Annotated in this window: 19 protein-coding genes; 12 read left to right on the forward strand and 7 right to left on the reverse strand. The window is 62.7% G+C overall.

All coding sequences use genetic code 11. The features are described 5' to 3' along the window. Positions 1–28 precede the first annotated feature (28 nt). Positions 29–661: an AraC family transcriptional regulator gene (locus ACYVOC_RS10880; RefSeq protein ID WP_116004408.1), complete on the forward strand. Its 633-nt coding sequence runs from the start codon at positions 29–31 to the stop codon at positions 659–661. On the opposite strand, the gene ACYVOC_RS10885 is transcribed toward ACYVOC_RS10880, so the two are convergent. From ACYVOC_RS10885 to rpsF, 6 genes are all read right to left on the reverse strand, one after another. Then, positions 651–1031, reverse strand: coding sequence for a VOC family protein (locus tag ACYVOC_RS10885; RefSeq protein ID WP_461161812.1), 381 nt, complete (start codon positions 1029–1031; stop codon positions 651–653). The two genes, ACYVOC_RS10880 and ACYVOC_RS10885, sit on opposite strands and share 11 nt — an antisense overlap. Before the next feature lie 100 nt (positions 1032–1131). Next, positions 1132–2541 (reverse strand): replicative DNA helicase, encoded by a 1410-nt coding sequence (dnaB, locus tag ACYVOC_RS10890; protein WP_116004410.1) that lies wholly within the window; start codon positions 2539–2541, stop codon positions 1132–1134. Positions 2542–2725: 184 nt separating this feature from the next. Next, positions 2726–3178 carry a 50S ribosomal protein L9 gene (rplI, locus tag ACYVOC_RS10895; protein ID WP_461161813.1) on the reverse strand — a complete coding sequence of 151 codons (453 nt, stop codon included), beginning with the start codon at positions 3176–3178 and terminating at the stop codon, positions 2726–2728. A 12-nt stretch (positions 3179–3190) separates the two neighbouring features. Next, a complete protein-coding gene (gene rpsR, locus ACYVOC_RS10900) occupies positions 3191–3472 on the reverse strand; it encodes a 30S ribosomal protein S18 (RefSeq protein ID WP_005795932.1) in 282 nt (93 codons plus the stop codon). A gap of 17 nt (positions 3473–3489) precedes the next feature. Then, positions 3490–3780 (reverse strand): primosomal replication protein N, encoded by a 291-nt coding sequence (gene priB / locus ACYVOC_RS10905; RefSeq protein ID WP_116004412.1) that lies wholly within the window; start codon positions 3778–3780, stop codon positions 3490–3492. A 19-nt stretch (positions 3781–3799) separates the two neighbouring features. Next, on the reverse strand, positions 3800–4177 hold the full coding sequence (gene rpsF / locus ACYVOC_RS10910) for a 30S ribosomal protein S6 (protein ID WP_116004413.1): 378 nt from the start codon (positions 4175–4177) through the stop codon (positions 3800–3802). A gap of 235 nt (positions 4178–4412) precedes the next feature. Here rpsF and grpE point away from each other — a divergent pair, with 235 nt between their 5' ends. The 9 genes from grpE (at position 4413) to leuB (ending at position 14293) form a co-directional block, all read left to right on the forward strand. After that, the gene (grpE, locus tag ACYVOC_RS10915) at positions 4413–4964 is read left to right on the forward strand and encodes a nucleotide exchange factor GrpE (RefSeq protein WP_116004414.1); all 552 of its coding nucleotides are present in this window, start codon (positions 4413–4415) and stop codon (positions 4962–4964) included. A gap of 85 nt (positions 4965–5049) precedes the next feature. Next, the gene (gene dnaK, locus ACYVOC_RS10920; RefSeq protein WP_116004415.1) at positions 5050–6993 is read left to right on the forward strand and encodes a molecular chaperone DnaK; all 1944 of its coding nucleotides are present in this window, start codon (positions 5050–5052) and stop codon (positions 6991–6993) included. Positions 6994–7082: 89 nt separating this feature from the next. Then, positions 7083–8225: a molecular chaperone DnaJ gene (gene dnaJ / locus ACYVOC_RS10925; protein WP_461161814.1), complete on the forward strand. Its 1143-nt coding sequence runs from the start codon at positions 7083–7085 to the stop codon at positions 8223–8225. Between the two features lie 118 nt (positions 8226–8343). Further along, positions 8344–9708 (forward strand): MBL fold metallo-hydrolase, encoded by a 1365-nt coding sequence (locus ACYVOC_RS10930; protein ID WP_461161815.1) that lies wholly within the window; start codon positions 8344–8346, stop codon positions 9706–9708. A gap of 253 nt (positions 9709–9961) precedes the next feature. Further along, a complete protein-coding gene (locus ACYVOC_RS10935) occupies positions 9962–10894 on the forward strand; it encodes a LysR family transcriptional regulator (protein WP_116004418.1) in 933 nt (310 codons plus the stop codon). Positions 10895–10927: 33 nt separating this feature from the next. Then, positions 10928–12349: a 3-isopropylmalate dehydratase large subunit gene (gene leuC, locus ACYVOC_RS10940; protein WP_461161816.1), complete on the forward strand. Its 1422-nt coding sequence runs from the start codon at positions 10928–10930 to the stop codon at positions 12347–12349. A gap of 12 nt (positions 12350–12361) precedes the next feature. Further along, a complete protein-coding gene (locus tag ACYVOC_RS10945; protein ID WP_116004420.1) occupies positions 12362–12487 on the forward strand; it encodes an entericidin A/B family lipoprotein in 126 nt (41 codons plus the stop codon). Between the two features lie 15 nt (positions 12488–12502). Beyond that, on the forward strand, positions 12503–13153 hold the full coding sequence (gene leuD, locus ACYVOC_RS10950; RefSeq protein WP_461161817.1) for a 3-isopropylmalate dehydratase small subunit: 651 nt from the start codon (positions 12503–12505) through the stop codon (positions 13151–13153). 69 nt (positions 13154–13222) lie between these two features. Continuing rightward, positions 13223–14293, forward strand: a complete 1071-nt coding sequence (gene leuB / locus ACYVOC_RS10955; RefSeq protein WP_116004422.1) for a 3-isopropylmalate dehydrogenase — start codon at positions 13223–13225, stop codon at positions 14291–14293. A gap of 112 nt (positions 14294–14405) precedes the next feature. Here the strand turns inward: leuB and ACYVOC_RS10960 are convergent, their stop codons facing one another. Further along, positions 14406–15209: an oxygen-binding di-iron domain-containing protein gene (locus tag ACYVOC_RS10960; protein WP_461161818.1), complete on the reverse strand. Its 804-nt coding sequence runs from the start codon at positions 15207–15209 to the stop codon at positions 14406–14408. Positions 15210–15568: 359 nt separating this feature from the next. On the opposite strand from ACYVOC_RS10960, the gene asd reads away from it, so the two are divergent. Both asd and ACYVOC_RS10970 read left to right on the forward strand, forming a co-directional pair. Then, positions 15569–16726, forward strand: a complete 1158-nt coding sequence (gene asd / locus ACYVOC_RS10965) for an aspartate-semialdehyde dehydrogenase (protein WP_461161819.1) — start codon at positions 15569–15571, stop codon at positions 16724–16726. Between the two features lie 288 nt (positions 16727–17014). Beyond that, on the forward strand, positions 17015–19546 hold the full coding sequence (locus ACYVOC_RS10970; RefSeq protein WP_461161820.1) for a FimV/HubP family polar landmark protein: 2532 nt from the start codon (positions 17015–17017) through the stop codon (positions 19544–19546). The last annotated feature ends 10 nt before the right edge of the window (positions 19547–19556 follow it).

Consider the following 19556-nt stretch of genomic DNA (forward strand, 5'->3'; position numbering starts at 1 on the left):
CACCTGGCAGCATACCTGTGCTGCACAGGTGCAAGAACAGGCCTGGATCCCGCCCGACGGCTGCCAGGACCTGGTGGGCATTGCCTTGCCCGGCGGCCCGGTGCAATGGCATGTATATGCCCTGTCGCCACAGGCCGAAACCATCGCCCTGCCTGCCGGGGCGCGTCTGTGCGGCTTCAGGCTGGCCCCCGGCACCCAGGTGGACACCGAAGCACTGCTGCAGCGCACGCACGCGCTGGACCTGGAACTGGACGATGGCCAGCAGGCCATGGCCCTGCTGGCCGACACCTGCACGCTGGATGCCAGGGTTGAAGAATCGCTGCAGGCACTGGCGCACGCACCCTCCGTCACCCAGGCGGCCCGCAGCCTGGGCGTGAGCCCGCGCACGCTGGAACGCCTGCTGCACCGGCATACCGCCCACCCGCCTGCATTCTGGCGCAGCCTGGCACGGGTGCGCCAGACGGCCCACTGCCTGGCTGCGCAGCTCCACTGGCCGCTGGCCGAAGTGGCCGCCCTGCACCACTGGGCCGACCAGCCCCACATGAACCTGGCATTCAGGCACTGGCTGGGCTGCACACCCCGGCAGTTGCAGCACGACCCGCAGCGCCTGGGGCTGCTGCTGCAATCAGGTTACGGCGATCTGGGGCCGTTCACCCCATAGGGGTGCACAGCTCCACCCAGAAGCCGTTGAGGTCCTGCACATAGGCCACGGTCTGGCCCCAGGGCATGTCCTGCGGGGCCTGCAAGGACTGTGCGCCATGTTCCAGCGCCTGCGCATAGGCAGCGGCCACGTCAGGGGTGACCAGCGCCACTTCAAAGCAGGGCTTGCGGGCATCGGGCAGCGCCACCGTCTTGCCCATTTGCGCCAGCAGGCCGTGCGAACAGAACGCGAGCGAGGTGCTGCCGGTCTCCAGCTCGCCCCAATCGCCGCTTTCGTGCACAAAGCGCGTGGCCAGGCCAAAGGCCTTGCCATAAAAGGCCAGGGCAACGCGCACATCCGGCACATAAAGAATCGTGTATCCCAAGCGCATGGTTCAACTCCTTTCAAGCAAAGCCGCCAGTGTGGACGCTGGGGCAGGCCCCGTCTTGGAAAAACCCGACACCGCCGCCATACCCATCGAGCAAGCAAGGTCAGAAGTCGTCGCCAGACCCCAGCGCCAGGCTCTCGAAGCGCGTCTGCGATTTCTGGAAAAACAGCTTGACCGTCCCGGTGGGGCCGTTGCGCTGCTTACCGATGATGATCTCGGCGACGTTGGGCTCCTTGCTGTCCTTGTTGTAGTAGTCGTCGCGGTAGATGAACATGATGATGTCCGCATCCTGCTCAATGGCGCCGGACTCGCGCAGGTCGCTCATCATGGGGCGCTTGTCGGTACGGGTCTCGACACTGCGGTTGAGCTGAGAAAGCGCAATCACCGGGCACTGCAACTCTTTGGCCAGCATCTTGAGGCCACGCGAGATTTCGCCCAGCTCGGTCGCGCGGTTCTCGCCCTGTGAACCCGCCGAGCCGCTCATCAGCTGCAAATAGTCCACCACGATCAGGCCCAGCTTGCCGCACTGGCGCGCCAGGCGCCGGGCGTTGGCGCGCAATTCGCTGGGGGTCAGGCCCGGGGTTTCGTCGATGTGCAGCGAAACATTGCGCAAACGCTCGATGGCCTCGGTAAGTCGCGGCCATTCATCGTCGGTGAGCTTGCCGGTGCGCAAATGGCCTTGTTCGATACGGCCGATGGAACCCACGATACGCACCGCCAGTTGGGCGGCGCCCATTTCCATCGAGAAGATGGCGACCGGAAGACCCTCGTTCAGCGCCACATGCTCGGCAATGTTCACGGCAAACGCCGTCTTGCCCATGGACGGACGCGCTGCCAGCACCACCATATCGCCCGCCTGCAGGCCCGAGGTCATGCGGTCCAGGTCAATAAACCCGGTGGGTACGCCGGTGATGTCGTTGGGGTTGTCCGCCATCTCCTGCACGCGGTCGAGCAGGTTGACCACCAGGGTATCCATGCCCTGAAAGCCCTGCTTCATGCGCGAGCCTTCTTCACCGATGTTGAAGATTTTTTGCTCGGCCTCGTCCAGGATTTTGTCTACAGGCCGACCTTGGGTGTTGAAAGCGTTGGTGGCAATTTCATCGCTGGCAGTGACGAGCTTCCTCAGGATGGCGCGCTCGCGCACGATCTCGGCGTAGCGCCGGATGTTGCTGGCACTGGGAACATACTGCGCCAGAGAATTCAGATAGACCAGTCCGCCAATTTCCTCGGATTTTCCCAGGCCTTGCAGCTTCTCGTAAACAGTAATCACATCGGCCGGCTTGCTGGCATTGACCAGTCCCGCAATGGCCGTGTAGATCATCTGGTGTTCGTGCCGGTAAAAGTCGCTCTCGACCAGCAAGTCCCCCACCCGGTCCCAGGCATGGTTGTCGAGCAGCAGGCCACCCAGCACGCTCGATTCGGCCTCGATAGAGTGCGGCGGCACGCGCAGTTGCGCGATCTGCCGGTCATAGGGGACGAACCCGTCGTCCACGGGCTGGGGTACATCAAACATGGGGTTCCTTGGGCAAGCCTTTGATCGTATCAATGGCGGTCGCTGGCGTCATTGCACAAGCCTGTGCGCAGCCTGTGGAAAAGCACTGGACAAAGCGTGCACAGCGGGTGCATGACCAGCGGCGTGCAGCACCAGAAAAACAAAAACCGCCCGGAGGCGGTTTTTGCAGAGGCGCAGTGCGCGATCAGGCAGTTTCGCCGTAGACCGAAACGGTCACGTCCACCACCACATCGGTGTGCAGAGACACGCTCACGGTGTTGTCGCCAATGGTCTTGATGGGGCCGTTGGGCAGACGAATCTGCGACTTCAGCACCTTGTGGCCTTGCTTGTTCAGCTCTTCGGCGATGTCGCCGTTGGTGACCGAACCGAACAGGCGACCGTCCACACCGGCTTTTTGCGTCAGCTTGAAGACCTTGCCGGCGAGCTTTTCACCGTCAGCCTGCGAAGCGGCCAGCTTTTCAGCAGCGGCTTTTTCCAGTTCGGCGCGCTTGGCTTCGAACTCGGCCTTGGCGGCGATGGTGGCGCGGCGCGCACGGCCCGAAGGGATCAGGAAGTTGCGGGCGTAACCGTCTTTGACCTTGACGAGATCGCCGAGGTTACCGAGGTTCACAACCTTGTCGAGCAGAATGATTTGCATGGGTTGTGCTCCTTAGATCTTGTGCTGGTCGCTGTACGGCACCAGGGCCAGGAAGCGGGCACGCTTGATGGCGGTGTTGAGCTGGCGCTGGAAGATGGCGCGCGTGCCGGTCAGGCGCGCGGGGATGATCTTGCCGTTTTCGGCGATGAAATCGCGCAGGGTATCAACGTCCTTGTAGTCGATTTCTTCGACGCCCGTGACGGTGAAGCGGCAAAAGCGCTTGCGCTTGAACAGCAGCGATTGGGTGTTGCGCTTGGGGCGCTTGTCTTTGTTGAATTTCTTGAACGTGGCCATTGCGGACCTCTCGAAAATTAATCTTGTTGAATATCCTGGACGTGGAGCACTGGATGCTTGCCGTTACGCGGCGTGGCCAGAAAACCGGTAAAGCGCCAGAGGCTGCCGATAGGCTGGCGGGCCAGCCGCTCTGCCATGGCGCCAAAAGCCACCGCTTTCATGACCGCATTCACCTCGCGCATCTGACCGGCTTCTTGCTGCTTTGAACTGTGCTCAAGGCGCAGTTCGATGGCGGGCACACCGGCAGGCGTGAATCGCAGGGCCTGGGCCTCGGCGATGCATGCCTTGATCGCTACGTGGTTCTCCACTCCCCTTGAAAGCGTGGGCTCAGCGCTCGTTGGCAGCGGCGTATTCGGCCTGGCTGACCTTGCGGGCTTCTTCGCGCTCAACGGTCTTCATCATCGAGGAAGGACCCGTATCGGCCTTCTTCTTCTGAACCGTCAGGTGGCGCAGCACGGCGTCGTTGAACTTGAAGGCATGCTCCAGTTCAGCCATCACGGCCTGGTCGGCTTCGATGTTCACGCACAGGTAGTGGGCCTTGGCCAACTTGTTGATCAGGTACGCCAGTTGACGGCGGCCCCAGTCTTCCACGCGGTGCACCTTGCCACCGCCAGCGGTGATCATGCCCTTGTAGCGCTCGAGCATGGCAGGAACCTGCTCGCTTTGATCCGGGTGGATCAACAGAATGATTTCGTAATGACGCATGCATACTCCTTCTGGATTAGAACCACCCGCTGCGTCTGTAGCAGTGTGGTAAGGCAAAGCCAGGCATTATAGCCCGATGTGCCGCTTCGGTACACTGGCGGCCTCCTGCAGAGCCTTCTGCGGATGGAAAAAGGTGCATGCGGCGCCTTTTTCTGCCCTGCGCCTTGAAATACAGGGCCCTGCCCCTAAATGTGGCAGGCAATCACTGACCCTTCACAGCTTCAGAACCATCGACATGTCCGAAAACAATCCTTCTGCTCCCGATAACGGCACCCTGGCCCCCGAAGAAATGGAAGCCGCAATGGCAGCCCACGCCTCCGACGAGATGAGCCGCCTGCAGAATGAACTGGCCGATCTCAAAGCCAAAAGCGCCGATCTGGCCGACCAGTTCCTGCGCGCCAAGGCCGAGGCGGAGAACGCCCGCCGCCGTGCCGAAGACGAGGTTTCCAAGGCGCGCAAATTCGGCGTCGAGAGTTTTGCAGAGGGCCTGCTGCCCGTCTGCGACAGCCTGGAAGCCGCACTGGCCATCCAGAACGCCACGGCCGAACAACTGCTCGAAGGCTCGGGCGCCACGCTGCGCCAGTTGCTGGCGGCACTGGAGCGCAACAAGGTCCTGCCGATCAGCCCTGCAACAGGCGAAAAATTCGACCCCCACTTTCACCAGGCGATCAGCGTGGTGCCTGCGGCCCAAGAGGCCAACACTGTGGTGAGCGTGCTGCAAAAAGGCTATGCCATTGCCGAACGTATTCTGCGCCCGGCATTGGTCACGGTCGCCGGGCCCCAATAAAAAATGCACCTGCCCGGCTTGAAGCCGGGGAAGTTATCCACAAGTTACGAGTTATCCAAACCTTTAAGACATCGCGGAGAAGAACATGGGAAAAATCATCGGTATCGACCTGGGCACGACCAACAGCTGCGTTTCCATCATGGAAGGCAACACCACGCGCGTGATCGAAAACAGCGAGGGTGCGCGCACCACGCCGTCCATCATTGCCTACCAGGAAGACGGCGAAATCCTGGTCGGTGCCTCGGCCAAGCGCCAGGCCGTGACCAACCCGCGCAACACCATCTACGCTTCCAAGCGCCTGATTGGCCGCAAGTTTGACGAAAAGGAAGTGCAAAAGGACATCGACCTGATGCCTTACACCATCGTCAAGGCAGACAACGGCGACGCCTGGATCGAAGTGCGTGGCCAAAAACTCGCACCGCCACAGATCAGCGCCGAAGTGCTGCGCAAGATGAAGAAGACCGCCGAGGACTACCTGGGCGAACCCATCACCGAAGCCGTCATCACCGTACCGGCCTACTTCAATGACGCCCAGCGCCAGGCCACCAAGGACGCGGGCCGCATTGCCGGCCTGGATGTCAAGCGCATCATCAACGAGCCTACCGCTGCCGCACTGGCCTTTGGCCTGGACAAGCAAGAAAAGGGCGACCGCAAAATTGCTGTCTATGACCTGGGCGGCGGCACGTTCGACGTGTCCATCATCGAAATTGCTGACGTCGATGGCGAGAAACAGTTTGAGGTGCTGTCCACCAACGGCGACACCTTCCTGGGCGGCGAAGACTTCGACCAGCGCATCATCGACTACATCATCGGCGAGTTCAAGAAAGACCAGGGCGTAGACCTGTCCAAGGACGTGCTGGCCCTGCAGCGCCTGAAGGAAGCCGCTGAAAAGGCCAAGATCGAGCTGTCGAACTCGGCCTCGACCGACATCAACCTGCCCTATGTGACGGCCGATGCCTCGGGTCCCAAGCACCTGAACATCAAGCTCACCCGCGCCAAGCTGGAGAGCCTGGTGGACGAGCTGATCGAACGCACCATCGCCCCTTGCCGCACCGCCATCAAGGATGCAGGCATCAGCGTCTCCGACATCAACGACGTCATCCTGGTCGGCGGCATGACCCGCATGCCCAAGGTGCAGGAGAAGGTCAAGGAATTCTTCGGCAAGGAACCCCGCAAGGACGTGAACCCCGACGAAGCCGTGGCTGTTGGAGCGGCCATCCAGGGCCAGGTGCTGTCGGGCGACCGCAAGGACGTGCTGCTGCTGGACGTAACGCCACTCTCCCTGGGCATTGAAACCCTGGGCGGCGTGATGACCAAGATGATCACCAAGAACACGACCATCCCGACGAAGTTCGCACAGACCTTCTCGACCGCCGACGACAACCAGCCGGCCGTGACCATCAAGGTGTTCCAGGGCGAGCGCGAGATTGCCTCGGGCAACAAGCTGCTGGGCGAGTTCAACCTCGAAGGCATTCCACCCGCATCGCGTGGCACGCCGCAGATCGAAGTGTCGTTCGACATCGACGCCAACGGCATCCTGCACGTCGGCGCCAAGGACAAGGCCACCGGCAAGGAAAACAAGATCACCATCAAGGCCAACTCGGGCATCTCGGAAGAGGAGATCCAGCAGATGGTGAAGGATGCTGAGCTGAACGCCGCCGACGACAAGAAGAAACTCGAACTGGTGCAATCGCGCAACCAGGGCGAGGCCGCCGTTCACAGCGTGACCAAGAGCCTGACCGAGCATGGCGACAAGCTCGATGCTGGCGAGAAAGAAAGCATTGAAGCCGCCGTGAAGGCCCTGGAAGAGGCCCTCAAGGGCGAAGACAAGGCCGCGATCGACGAGAAGACCACGGCCCTGATGGCCGCTAGCCAGAAGCTGGGCGAGAAGATGTACGCTGACGCGCAAGCTGCCCAGGCCGCCACTGGCGGTGCGTCCGACGCAGGCAGCACCGCCTCGGCCGGCCCAGCCGCCGCCGACGACGACAACGTCGTGGACGCAGAGGTCAAGGAAGTCAAGAAGGGCTAAAGAGCAGCGGTTGCTGACCCAAGCCGCCGCGCCAGGCCCCGCCCAGGGCGCCTGCGCGGCGTTCCTGTTCCAACCGGGCACATCTACTCATGTCTAAAAGAGACTTTTACGAAGTCCTCGGCGTTCCCAAGAACGCTTCCGAGGACGAGATCAAGAAGGCCTATCGCAAGCTGGCGATGAAGCACCACCCCGACCGCAACCAGGGTGATGCGGGCAAGGCTGCGGAAGACAAGTTCAAAGAGGCCAAAGAAGCCTACGAGATGCTGTCTGATGCGCAAAAGCGCGCCGCCTACGACCAGTACGGCCATGCCGGGGTCGACCCCAACATGCGCGGCCCGGGCGGGCCGGGAGCCGAGGGTTTTGGCGGTTTTGCCGAAGCCTTTGGCGACATTTTTGGCGACATGTTCGGCCAGAGCGGCGGCCGCGGCCGCGGCGGCGCTGGCCGGGTCTACCGCGGCAGCGACCTGAGCTACGCCATGGAAGTCACGCTCGAAGAAGCCGCCCGTGGCAAGGACGCGCAAATCCGCATCCCCTCATGGGACGCCTGTGAAACCTGCCATGGCAGCGGCGCCAAACCCGGCACCAGCGCCAAGACCTGCGGCACCTGCCAAGGGGCAGGCACGGTGCAAATGCGCCAGGGCTTTTTCAGCGTACAACAAACCTGCCCGCACTGCCGCGGGACAGGCAAGATCATTCCCGAACCCTGCACCACCTGCCAGGGCCAGGGCAAGCTGAAAAAGCAGAAGACGCTGGAGGTGAAGATTCCCGGCGGCATCGACGACGGGATGCGTATCCGCAGCACCGGCAATGGCGAGCCCGGCACCAACGGCGGGCCTCCGGGCGACCTGTACATCGAGATCCGCCTGAAAAAACACGACATCTTCGAGCGCGACGGCGACGACCTGCACTGCCAGGTGCCCGTGAGCTTCATCACGGCGGCATTGGGCGGTGAGATCGAGGTACCAACGCTCGCGGGCAAGGCCGCCATCGACATCCCCGAAGGCACCCAGGCCGGCAAGCAGTTCCGCCTGCGCGGCAAGGGCATCAAGGGCGTGCGCTCCAGCTATCCCGGCGACCTGTACTGCCATATCGCCGTAGAAACCCCGGTCAAGCTCACCGAGCACCAGCGCAAGCTGCTGCGCGAGCTGGAAGATTCGCTGAAAAAAGGCGGCGGACGCCACTCGCCCAGCGGCGAGAGCTGGACGGACAAGCTCAAGAGCTTCTTCAGCTGACCGCTGTTTCTGCAAAAAACCGCCTGCGGCCGCCGCGCCCAGGCGGTTTTTTCATGTCCAAAACGAGGCGTTGAAGTACCTCTCCCGGGGTTACCATGGCCTCAGGAGATCCATCACCATGACCGTCAGCATCACCTTCCTCGGGGGCACAGGTACCGTTACCGGCTCCAAATACCTTGTGCGGCACAAAGGGCACTGCATGTTGCTCGACTGCGGCCTGTTCCAGGGCTACAAGCTGCTGCGCCTGCGCAACTGGCAGCCCCTGCCGGTCGCGCCCCACCAGATCGATGCTGTGGTGCTGACACACGCGCACCTGGACCACAGCGGCTATCTGCCCCTGTTGGCCAAGGACGGCTACACCAAGCCCATCCATTGCACGCCCGGCACGCGCGACCTGTGCGCCATCCTGCTGCCCGACAGCGGCCATTTGCAGGAAGAAGACGCCGCCTACCTCAACCGCCACCAGCTGTCCAAACATACCCCGGCGCTGCCGCTCTACACCCGCCAGGACGCGCTGCACTGCCTGAAGCAGTTGCGCACGCACGCCTTTCATAAAAGTTTCGAGCCGATTCCGGGCTGGCGCGTCACCTTCAGCCACGCCGGGCACATCCTGGGCGCAGCCAGCGTGCTGCTGGAAGTGGGCGGGCGCCGCATCCTGTTCTCGGGCGACATCGGGCGCCCCGACGACCTGCTGATGAACCCACCCGAGGCGCCGCCCCAGGCCGATACCGTACTGGTCGAATCCACCTACGGCGACCGCCAGCACCCGCACGAAGACATGCTGCAAGAGCTGCGCCCCGCCCTGCAACGCCTGGTCGCGCGCAGCGGCGTCGCCGTGGTGCCCGTGTTTGCCGTGGGCCGCGCGCAGTCGGTGCTGCACGCCATCCATCGGCTCAAGGTGGAAGGCGCCCTCCCCAAATCGCTGCCGGTGTTTCTGGACAGCCCCATGGCCGTCAGCACCACCGGGCTGTTTGAGCGCTTTCCGGCCGAGCACCGGCTGACCGATAAAGAAGTGCACGCCCTCTCGCACAGCGCCACCATGGTGCAGACCACCGACGAATCCAAGGCCCTGGCGCACCACCATGGGCCCATGGTGATTTTGTCGGCCAGCGGCATGGCCACGGGCGGCCGCGTGCTGCACCACCTGGCGCGGCACGCTGGCGACCGCCGTAACATGGTCATCATCACCGGCCACCAGGCACCCGGCACGCGCGGCGCCCGCATTGCCAGCGGTGAAAAGAGCATCCGCATCTACGGCCAGGAAGTGGAGATACACGCCGAGGTGGTGCAACTGACCAGCGCATCCGCCCATGCCGACGCCAACCAGACCCTGGCCTGGCTGCGCAGCATGGAACAAGCGCCCCAGCAGGTCTTTGTGGTGCACGGCGAAATGCAGGCCGCCGACATGCTGCGCCAGCGCATTGCACACGAACTGCGCTGGCACGCCACCGTGCCGGAACACGGCAGCACGCTCAACGTATAAGGTGAGGCAAGCGGAGCAGCTATCAATAAGTGAGCTTCTTGCGCTTAATTTACGGGTGTTCTGGCTATAAATGTCCTTCAATAAGCCTAGACATGAGCGCAAGCAGCTCTATTTTTGATAGTGCAGCAGCCATCGCTTTGCCACGACACCCCACTCCGCAAGATGATGGACATCGCGTTTGACGATGGCTAGATACATAAACGTAGGGGAAAATAGCCAAAACTTCTCGAAATGAGAAGCCAAATACACCCCCATGAAAAGCTCCGAGCGCAGTTTTGCGCGCCGTATCGATCTGACATCGCTGCAATTGTTTGTGGCGGTGTGCGAGCTGGGCAGCATTGGCCGAGCGGCCGAGCGCGAGTTTCTGGCCGCCTCGGCCATCAGCAAGCGCCTATCCGACCTGGAAGCCGCTTTAGACACCGCCCTGCTCTACCGCCACAGCCGGGGCGTCACCCTGACCCCGGCCGGCGAGAGCCTGTTGCACCACGCCCGTACTGTGCTTTTTGGGCTGGAACGCATGCAGGGTGAGCTGAGCGAATACGCCGAAGGCGTGCGCGGCCATGTGCGCGTGCATGCCAACATTTCGGCCATCTTCCAGTTTCTGCCCGAAGACCTGGGCTCCTTTGCACGCACGCACAGCCAGATCAAGATCGACCTGCAGGAACACCTGAGCCCCGATGTGCTGCACGCCGTGCAGGAGGGGGCCGCCGACTTGGGCCTGTGCAATACCGGCAGCCATGGCGCCAGCGCCCTGCAAAGCCGCCCCTACCGCACCGACAACCTTGTGCTTGTTGTGCCGCAAGGGCACGCCCTGTCGGCGCAAGACGCTCTCTTTTTTGAAGAAGTACTGGACTGGGACATCATTGGCCTGCATGCGGGCAGCAGCATCAGCCTGGCCATGCGCGCCGCCGCTGCCACGGCCGGTCGGCCGTTGCGCCAGCGCATCCAGGTCACGGGCCTGGATGCCATGTGCCGCATGATCGACAACGGCCTGGGCGTGGGCCTGCTGCCCGACCGCGCCTTTGCGCTGATGCACGGCGTGGGCCGCTTGCAGGCCGTGCCTTTGCGCGACGCCTGGGCCCAGCGCGAGCTGCGCCTGGTGGCCCGCGACTTCGACGCCCTGCCCGTCACCGCCCGCCTGCTGGCCGAACACCTTGCAACGCCAACGCCAGCGGCGCCTCATTAAAATCTGTACCACCCCACCTGAAAGAGAAGCACCATGGGACGCACCCTGTACGACAAGATCTGGGACGAGCACGTCGTCCACACCGAAGAAGACGGCACGTCCATCCTTTATATCGACCGCCACTTGGTGCACGAAGTGACCAGCCCACAGGCATTTGAGGGCCTGCGCCAGACCGGTCGCAAGGTCTGGCGCGCCAGCTCCATCGTTGCCACAGCCGACCACAACACACCCACCACGGGCTGGGAAAACGGCTATGACGGCATCACCGACCCGATCAGCAAAGAGCAGATCACCACGCTGAACGACAACATGGCGCAGATCCATCCTGCGGCATTTTTCCCCTTCATGCACCAGCGCCAGGGTATCGTGCACGTCATTGGCCCTGAAAACGGCGCCACCCTGCCGGGCATGACCGTGGTTTGCGGCGACAGCCACACCAGCACCCATGGCGCATTTGGCGCACTGGCCCACGGCATTGGCACGAGCGAAGTCGAGCACGTCATGGCCACGCAAACCCTGCTGGCCAAAAAGGCCAAGAACATGCTGGTGCAGGTCGATGGCAAGCTGGCCCCCGGCATCACGGCCAAGGATGTGGTGCTGGCCATCATCGGCAAGATTGGCACCGCCGGCGGCACGGGCTACACCATTGAGTTTGCGGGCAGCGCCATCCGGTCCTTGAGCATGGAAGGCCGCATGACCGTGTGCAACATGGCGATTGAAGCCGGCGCACGCGCTGGCCTGGTGGCCGTGGACGACAAGACGATTGAATATGTCAAAGGCCGCCCCCTGTCACCCACCGGCGTGGAATGGGACCAGGCTGTTGATTACTGGAAGACGCTGCACTCCGACGCCGACGCCGTGTTCGACACCGTGGTCAAGCTCGACGCCGCCGACATCCAGCCGCAAGTGACCTGGGGCACTTCGCCCGAGATGGTGCTGGGCATCGACGCCCGTGTGCCCGACCCCGACAAGGAAAAGGACGCCAACAAGCGTGGCGCCATCGAACGCGCCCTGACCTACATGGGCCTGCAGCCCGGCAAGCCGATCAACGACATCACCATCGACAAGGTGTTCATCGGCTCGTGCACCAACAGCCGCATCGAAGACATGCGCGAAGCTGCTGCCGTGGTCAAGAAAATCGGCCGCAAAGTCGCCAGCAACGTCAAGCTGGCCATGGTCGTGCCCGGCTCGGGTCTGGTGAAAGAGCAGGCTGAGCGCGAAGGCCTCGACAAGATTTTTATCGCCGCTGGCTTTGAGTGGCGCGAACCCGGCTGCAGCATGTGCCTGGCCATGAACGCCGACCGGCTCGAACCCGGCGAGCGCTGCGCCTCTACCTCCAACCGCAACTTCGAAGGTCGCCAGGGCGCGGGCGGCCGCACCCATCTGGTCAGCCCCGCCATGGCCGCCGCCGCCGCCGTGCACGGCCACTTCGTTGACATTCGCCAATTCGCCTGAAAGGACTTCGCCATGAAAAAAACCGCCACCCTCATCGTCCTGTCGATCGCCTTCGTGCTGGCCGGCTGCAACACCGTCCAGGGCATGGGCCAGGACATCGGCAAAGCCGGGCACGCCATCGAACGCGCTGCCAAGTAAAACGAAGACCACAACATGCAGAAATTCAACGTGCACAAGGGGCTCGTCGCCCCCATGGACCGCGAGAACGTCGACACCGACGCCATCATCCCCAAGCAGTTTTTGAAGTCGATCAAGAAGACCGGCTTTGGCGTGAACCTGTTTGACGAATGGCGTTACCTGGACCACGGCGAGCCGGGGCAAGACCCGGCCAGCCGCAAACCCAACCCCGACTTCGTACTGAACCAGCCGCGCTACGCGGGCGCCTCCATCCTGCTGGCGCGCAAGAACTTTGGCTGCGGCTCCAGCCGCGAGCACGCCCCCTGGGCGCTGGACCAATACGGTTTTCGCTGCGTCATCGCACCCAGTTTTGCCGACATCTTCTTCAACAACTGCTTCAAGAACGGACTGCTGCCCATCGTGCTGCCCGAGGCCACCGTGGCGCAACTGTTCGACGAAGTGGCGGCCTTCCCCGGCTACCAGCTCACCATCGACCTGGAGCGCCAGGTCATCGTGCGCCCCCAGGGCGAAGAGATTCCGTTCGACGTGCAGGCTTTCCGCAAGTACTGCCTGCTCAATGGCTTTGACGACATCGGCCTGACCCTGCGCCAGTCCGACAAGATCAAAGCCTTTGAAGCCCAGCGCCTGGCCACCAAGCCCTGGCTGGCGCATTCGATGGCGTCCTGATATTTAAACAAAATTGGCCTCTAGCGCTTATGGGATAAGCGCTAGCAGCTATCAAAATAAAAGCAACCCATGAAAATCGCAGTTTTGCCCGGTGACGGCATTGGCACCGAAATTGTGGCCGAAGCCGTCAAGGTCCTCGACGTGTTGGGCCTCCCGTTCGAGATGGAATCCGCCCTGGTCGGCGGCGCCGCCTATGACGCCCACGGCCACCCCCTGCCCGAATCGACGCTCCAGCTCGCCAAGGATGCCGACGCGATCCTGTTTGGCGCCGTGGGCGACTGGAAATACGACAAGCTTGACCGCCCCCTGCGCCCCGAGCAAGCCATTCTGGGCCTGCGCAAACACCTGGGCCTGTTCGCCAACTTCCGCCCCGCCATTTGTTATGAGCAGCTGGTCAACGCCTCCAGCCTCAAGCCCGAGCTGATCTCCGGCCTGGACATCCTCATCATCCGCGAGCTGACGGGTGACATCTACTTTGGCCAGCCGCGTGGTCGCCGCGTGGCCACCGATGGCCACTTCCCCGGTGCCGAAGAAGCGTTTGACACCATGCGTTACAGCCGCCCCGAGATCGAGCGCATCGCCCACGTCGCCTTCCAGGCCGCCCGCAAGCGGAGCAAAAAGGTCACCAGCGTCGACAAGGCCAACGTGCTGGAAACCTTCCAGTTCTGGAAAGATGTTGTCACCGACGTGCACAAGGAATACCCCGACGTCGAGCTGCAGCACATGTACGTGGACAACGCCGCCATGCAGCTGGTCAAGGCCCCCAAGGCGTTTGACGTGGTGGTGACCGGCAACATGTTCGGCGACATCCTCAGCGACGAAGCCTCGATGCTCACCGGCTCCATCGGCATGCTGCCTTCGGCCAGCCTGAACAGCAAAAACCAGGGCCTGTACGAACCCAGCCACGGCAGCGCCCCCGACATCGCGGGCAAAGGCGTGGCCAACCCGCTGGCCACCATCTTGAGCGCCGCCATGATGCTGCGCTTCAGCCTGAACCAGGAAGAAGCCGCCCAGCGCATCGAGGCGGCCGTGCAAAAGGTACTGGCACAGGGGCTGCGCACGCCGGATATTTACAGCGCGGGCACCACCAAGGTGGGGACTGCGGAGATGGGCGATGCCGTGGTGCGAGCGCTCGCTTAAAAGAAAAGCAGCAGGGCCACAACGCTCAAAAGGGCAACCTCGGGTTGCCCTTTTTCATTGCCCAAAGCATCGATAGCGCACGACACACTGCGGCCCGAGGCGCGCCTGCTAACTAACGCACGATGGGATCGATTTTTGCCGTGGGCAACTGGTACGCCCGGTCATCAAACAGATCGACGCCACACATCAGGTTTTCGATCCAGTCGAAAAACTGGCTGATAGCCTTCGGGCCCTGGATGGGCGCCCCATGCTGCGGCACCAGCATGGAAATATCGAGCTGGCGCACCATGCGCACCCAGAGACGCAGGATTTTGTTGGACACCATGTAACGGCGATGGAAACCCTCCATGCGCGGAATGTGCGGCGTCAAATCCGTCACCGGAACCCGCGCCTCTGTGCCCGAGGTCATCGAAACCCCCAGGTCGCCCGTGAACAAGATACGGCTGACCGGATCGTAGAAATGGAAATTGCCTTCAGAGTGCATGAAGTGCGCCGGCAGCAATACGAGGCTATGTCGGCCCAAAGGAAGGTGACCGCCGCCATCGGGCACGCCAATCACCCGGCCCTCGGTTTTGCCAACCTTGGTGAAATGGGGCACGAAGCGCTCCCACACGCGCGAGATGACCAGCGTGGCCCTGGTGCTGGTCAACCAACGGTCGAGCGACGCGATGATGTCCGGATCGGCATGCGAAGCGAGCAGGTACGAGAGCTTTTGCGGCGGGAAATGCTTTGACATGCCGATGAACAACTCGTTGTAAGCCAGGTTGCCGCCCGGGTCGATGATGGCGCCGGTATCGCCATCCACAATCAAAAATTGGTTCGCTTGTACTGCTTGGCCGTCTTCTTCGACAAGGTCGGAAAACATCAAGCAAGCGTGGTCTTTATCACGGTAGAGTTCTAGAGGTCCAAGAGCCATTTGGGGATTCGCACTGAAAACAATAATGTAATGTTTCTAGTAGGGTCTTTCTTGATTCCAGTCAAGACTCATTGGATTGGCCCGTCTTCGCGTTGCCCGTCGCCGCGTTTTGCGAACGCTGGTCCTGGAAGACGGAAGATTCCTTCCAGTACAATCGCAACCCATGCTCGCCGCCCACCCGTTCGCCCCGAACCTCGCACCCTCCGCCTTGGCCGGTGCGGCTGCGCGCGCAAGCACCACCAAAACCACGACCATTAAGGGCTGATCCAGCTCCGGTTCGTCGTGCGCCCTCCCTGGCCAGACGAGCCGGGGGTAAACAGTCTGGTCTGGCACTGTTTTTACTTTGAAAGGGCGTTGAAATGAGTAAGTTGGTAGGGTTGGTTGGCTGGCGCGGCATGGTTGGCTCGGTCTTGATGGACCGCATGGCGCAAGAGAAGGACTTCGATCTGATCGAGCCCTTGTTCTTCTCCACCTCAAACGCCGGCGGCAAGGCGCCCGCCCAGGCAAAGAACGAAACCACGCTGCAGGATGCGTTCAACATCGACGCATTGAAGCGCTGCGACATCATCATCACCGCACAGGGCGGCGACTACACCACCGAAGTGTTCCCCAAGCTGCGCGCTGCGGGCTGGAACGGGCACTGGATCGACGCCGCCTCGACCTTGCGCATGAACGGCGACGCCGTCATCGTGCTCGACCCGGTCAACATGCCCGTCATCAAGGACGCGCTGGCCAAGGGTGGCAAGAACTGGGTGGGCGGCAACTGCACCGTGAGCTGCATGCTGATGGGCGTGGGCGCACTGTACAAGGCAGGCTTGGTGGAGTGGATGAGCACGCAAACCTACCAGGCCGCCAGCGGCGGCGGCGCGCAGCACATGCGCGAGTTGCTCACGCAATACGGCACGCTGAACGCCGAGGTAAAGGCACTGCTGGACGACCCCAAGAGCGCCATCCTGGAGATCGACCGCAAGGTCATCGCCAAGCAACGCGCCCTGACCGGGCTTGAGACCGCCAACTTCGGCGTGCCCCTGGGCGGCAGCCTGATTCCTTGGATCGACAAGGACCTGGGCCTCGGCCACGCACAAGACGAGCCGGGCTGGGGCATGTCCAAGGAAGAATGGAAAGGCATGGCCGAAACCAACAAGATTCTGGGCATGGGTGAGGGGTTTGGCTCGGCCGCCATTCCGGTCGATGGTTTCTGCGTACGCGTGGGGGCCATGCGCTGCCACAGCCAGGCGTTGACCTTCAAACTCAAGAAGAACGTGCCGTCGGCTGACATCGAGGCCATGATTGCGGCCGACAATGAATGGGTGAAAGTGGTGCCCAACACCCGCGAAGCGACGATTCGCGACCTCACGCCCGTGGCCGTGACGGGCACCATGCAGATTCCCGTGGGCCGCATCCGCAAGCTGGCCATGGGGCCTGAATATGTGGGCGCCTTCACTGTGGGCGACCAGTTGCTCTGGGGCGCCGCCGAGCCGCTGCGCCGCATGCTGCGTATCTTGCTGGGCGCCTGATCGCCACCGGCCGCAGCACCCCACCAGTGCTGCGACCCTCATCGTGCGCGCAAATTCACGCAAAAACAACTTGTTACGCTCGTTGTCATCGGGCAACACCCATCCCCCCGGGAAAGGCCGTTCCGGGGCCAGGCCAGAGCTTCGCCACTACGTTAGCTTGTCAGTGCAAAACATTGCTGCTATGGTGCTTTTACACATTCTTTAACGCTGGAGCGCAGCGGGCATCCGACCATGAAAAACAGCAATCCGCTCCACCGAGCCTCAAAACCAAAACAGTTGATTGCAACCATGCATCGTTGGAAATTTTCTGCACTGGCGGCTGCGGCCGTGGCAACCGTTGGCTTGCACACGCCAGACGCTTGGGCCTTGTCCCTGGGCCCCATCACGGTGCAATCCGCATTGGGCGAGCCCCTGCGCGCCGAGATCAATCTGCCGCAAGTCACCGCCGCCGAGGCCGACTCGCTGCGGGTAGCCCCCGCCAGCCCGGAAGTCTTCCGCGCCCAGGGCATGGAATATTCTCCGGCCATTCCCAAGGTGCAGATCAAGTTCCTGCGTCGCCCTGATGGTCGCGCAGTGCTGCACGTCACCAGCGACCGTGCCATCACCGACCCCTTCGTGGATCTGGTGGTCGAGGCCAACTGGAGCACCGGCCGCATTACGCGCAGCTACACCATGCTGTTTGATCCGCCTGCCTTGCGCCGTGCGCCTGCAGCACCCACAGCGCAGGCCCAGGTGTCTGCACCCGAAAAACCCAGCCCTGCCGCCGCAACCCGCACCCCTGCAATTGCACGCCCTGCTCCTGCAGCCGCAGCACCCGCATCAAGCGACAGCGTTACCGTCAAGGCCGGCGATACAGCGGGACGCATTGCCAGTGCCCATCGCCCGGCGGATGTCTCGCTGGATCAGATGCTCGTCGCACTCGTGCGCGCCAATCCCGACGCCTTTATCCAGGGCAACGTGAACCGCCTCAAGGCCGGTGCCGTGCTGCAATTACCCGGCACCGCCGAGGCCAGCGCCACGCCTAACGGCGAAGCGCGCAAAATCTTGGCTGCGCAAAGCCGCGACTTCAATGAGTTCCGCCGCAAGCTGGCAGGTGCCGCACCGACGGCCGAGGTAGCCGCATCCAGCCGCGCCGCCACCGGCAAGGTGCAAACCCAGGTGGACGACCAGCGTGCCAGCAGCACAGCTCCCGACAAGCTCACGCTGTCCAAGGGCGCCGTACAAGGCAAGAAATCCACTGAGGAACAGCTCGCCCAGCGCAAGCAGGCCAACGAGGCCTCTGCCCGCGCAGAAGAGTTGTCCAAAAACATCAGCGAACTGAACAAGCTCAGCGCTGCATCGGCCGCTCCAGGCGCCGCCGCCAGCCCTGCCGCAGTGGCCGCCAGCGAGCCAGCGATTCCCGGCATTGCCGTCCCTGGCGTGGCAGCACCGGAAGCACCCGCATCTGCCGCCGAAGTCGCATTGCCCGAGGCTTCGGCCCCTGAAGCCACTCCAGCCACCGCAGAACCCGCAGCCTCGGCGGCCAGCGAAGCCGCCGAGGCTGCGTCGGCCCCAGCGACGCCCGTGGTGGTGCCTGCACCCATGCCGCAGCCAGCGCCTGCAGAAGAACCTGGCTTCATCTCCAGCCTGATGGATGACCCCATGATTCCGCTGGCCGGTGGCGGCCTGCTCGCCCTGCTGCTGGGCTACGGTGCCTGGCGTGTGGTGCAGCGCCGCCGCAATGGTGCGGGTATGGACAGCTCTTTCCTGGAAAGCCGCCTGCAGCCTGATTCCTTCTTCGGCGCCAGCGGCGGCCAGCGCGTGGACACTGCCGGTAACGACTCGACCACCGGCGGCTCTTCCATGGCTTACTCGCCCAGCCAGCTCGATGCGGGTGGCGATGTGGACCCGGTCGCTGAAGCCGACGTGTACCTCGCCTATGGCCGTGACCTGCAGGCCGAAGAAATTCTCAAAGAGGCTGTGCGCCACAACCCAGCCCGCGTGTCGGTACATGCCAAGCTGGGCGAAATCTATGCCAAGCGCCAAGACCGCAAGGCGCTGGAAGCCGTCGCCACAGAAATCCACAGCCTGACCCAGGGCGAAGGCCCGGATTGGAACCGCATTGCTGAACTGGGCCGCAACCTCGATCCCGACAACACCCTGTACCAGCCAGGTGGCCGCCCCACCAGTGCGCCAGCCGTGTCGCTGAGCGCCCCGGACAGTATGCTGCCGCCCGATATGGACTTGGATCTCGATCTGGACCTCGATCTGCCCGACGATGCACTGACCGACGCACCGGCAGCATCTGCAGGCAGCTTTGCAGCCGCTGCTGCCAGCGCCCAGGCAGCAGCAGTTCCCGCTGCCATGGCAGCAATGGAGCCAGATCCCATGGACAGCCTGCTGTCCACGCAACCCGCCTGGACCCCACCTACCGCACCATCGGCAGCACCTGCGGTCGCCCCGCCTTCTGTGCTGGACATGCCCATGGTGGACATGCCTACACTGGACACCCGGCCTGACTCACTGGAAAGCAAACCCGGCGAGCTGCCTTACACGCCATCCGAGTCGGGCCTGATGGAGTTTGACCTCGGCAGCATCTCGCTGGATCTGAACACTCCTGCGGCCACCGCCTCGGTAGCCGGTTCAACCCAGCGCGATGAAGAGGCAACCGCCGCTGCAGGCCTGAACGATGACCCTCTGGCTACCAAGCTGGCACTGGCGCAAGAGTTCAACACCATTGGCGACAGCGATGGTGCCCGCACGCTGATTGAGGAAGTCATTGCCGAATCGACCGGCACCCTCAAAGCCCGTGCGCAGAAGATGCTCTCTGAACTGAGCTGAGCCACGCCCT

It is taken from the genome of Simplicispira piscis, from assembly GCF_054783455.1.

What these genes read in the sequence shown, in the direction of transcription:
- ACYVOC_RS10885 (WP_461161812.1), bottom strand. Translation starts at nt 1,031, where the DNA reads ATGCGCTTGGGATACACGATTCTTTATGTGCCGGATGTGCGCGTTGCC.
- dnaB (WP_116004410.1), bottom strand. Translation starts at nt 2,541, where the DNA reads ATGTTTGATGTACCCCAGCCCGTGGACGACGGGTTCGTCCCCTATGAC.
- rplI (WP_461161813.1), bottom strand. Translation starts at nt 3,178, where the DNA reads ATGCAAATCATTCTGCTCGACAAGGTTGTGAACCTCGGTAACCTCGGC.
- rpsR (WP_005795932.1), bottom strand. Translation starts at nt 3,472, where the DNA reads ATGGCCACGTTCAAGAAATTCAACAAAGACAAGCGCCCCAAGCGCAAC.
- rpsF (WP_116004413.1), bottom strand. Translation starts at nt 4,177, where the DNA reads ATGCGTCATTACGAAATCATTCTGTTGATCCACCCGGATCAAAGCGAG.
- grpE (WP_116004414.1), top strand. Translation starts at nt 4,413, where the DNA reads ATGTCCGAAAACAATCCTTCTGCTCCCGATAACGGCACCCTGGCCCCC.
- dnaK (WP_116004415.1), top strand. Translation starts at nt 5,050, where the DNA reads ATGGGAAAAATCATCGGTATCGACCTGGGCACGACCAACAGCTGCGTT.
- dnaJ (WP_461161814.1), top strand. Translation starts at nt 7,083, where the DNA reads ATGTCTAAAAGAGACTTTTACGAAGTCCTCGGCGTTCCCAAGAACGCT.
- ACYVOC_RS10930 (WP_461161815.1), top strand. Translation starts at nt 8,344, where the DNA reads ATGACCGTCAGCATCACCTTCCTCGGGGGCACAGGTACCGTTACCGGC.
- ACYVOC_RS10935 (WP_116004418.1), top strand. Translation starts at nt 9,962, where the DNA reads ATGAAAAGCTCCGAGCGCAGTTTTGCGCGCCGTATCGATCTGACATCG.
- leuC (WP_461161816.1), top strand. Translation starts at nt 10,928, where the DNA reads ATGGGACGCACCCTGTACGACAAGATCTGGGACGAGCACGTCGTCCAC.
- ACYVOC_RS10945 (WP_116004420.1), top strand. Translation starts at nt 12,362, where the DNA reads ATGAAAAAAACCGCCACCCTCATCGTCCTGTCGATCGCCTTCGTGCTG.
- leuD (WP_461161817.1), top strand. Translation starts at nt 12,503, where the DNA reads ATGCAGAAATTCAACGTGCACAAGGGGCTCGTCGCCCCCATGGACCGC.
- leuB (WP_116004422.1), top strand. Translation starts at nt 13,223, where the DNA reads ATGAAAATCGCAGTTTTGCCCGGTGACGGCATTGGCACCGAAATTGTG.
- ACYVOC_RS10960 (WP_461161818.1), bottom strand. Translation starts at nt 15,209, where the DNA reads ATGGCTCTTGGACCTCTAGAACTCTACCGTGATAAAGACCACGCTTGC.
- asd (WP_461161819.1), top strand. Translation starts at nt 15,569, where the DNA reads ATGAGTAAGTTGGTAGGGTTGGTTGGCTGGCGCGGCATGGTTGGCTCG.
- ACYVOC_RS10970 (WP_461161820.1), top strand. Translation starts at nt 17,015, where the DNA reads ATGCATCGTTGGAAATTTTCTGCACTGGCGGCTGCGGCCGTGGCAACC.